Origin of the sequence: Pseudomonas californiensis (assembly GCF_021147775.1) — a bacterium.
Taxonomy (GTDB): domain Bacteria; phylum Pseudomonadota; class Gammaproteobacteria; order Pseudomonadales; family Pseudomonadaceae; genus Aquipseudomonas; species Aquipseudomonas californiensis.
Genome location: NZ_JAGTPK010000141.1, coordinates 1 through 593, shown reverse-complemented (window position 1 = coordinate 593; position 593 = coordinate 1). Strand labels below are relative to the sequence as shown.

Below are 593 nucleotides of genomic sequence, written 5' to 3'. Positions count from 1 at the left end.
GCTGTTTCTCGATCCGGCTTGGGCATGTGCGCCACGTAATCTCGCTTGATCGTCTTCACAAAGCTCTCTGCCATGCCGTTGCTTTGCGGGCTGCGTACTGGTGTGGTCACCGGCTGCAAGCCGATCTGACGGGCAAACAGACGCGTCTGTTCGGCGATATAGGCCGAACCGTTATCGCTCAACCATTGCACTGGCGTGCTCGGTAATTGATCCCCAAATCGCTTCTCCACGCTTTCCAACATCAAGTCTCGGATGTCGTCACCGCTGTAGCCTGTCGGGCTGGCGACCCAGCCGATGGCTTCGCGGTCACAGCAGTCCAGGGCAAAAGTTACACTCAACTTCGCACCGTCGTCGCAGCGAAACTCGAAGCCGTCCGAGCACCAGCGCGTATCGCTGGTAGTCACGGCAATTCGGCCTTCATGCCGGCGTTGCACGCCAGGCTGCTTGATGCGTCGTTCCAGCAACAGATTGTGATCGCGCATGACGCGGTAAACCCGCTTCACATTGATCGGGGCCAGTAACTGGACTTCACGCTCGCGGCGCAGCAACCCCCAAACCCGGCGGTAGCCATAACTTGGCAACTCGCTGACTTG

1 protein-coding gene is annotated in these 593 nt (G+C 58.9%); it reads right to left on the bottom strand.

What is annotated here, in order from left to right:
- On the bottom strand, nucleotides 1-593 hold a 593-nt coding region (locus KDX37_RS29330; RefSeq protein ID WP_231656654.1), incomplete at both ends, for a DDE-type integrase/transposase/recombinase.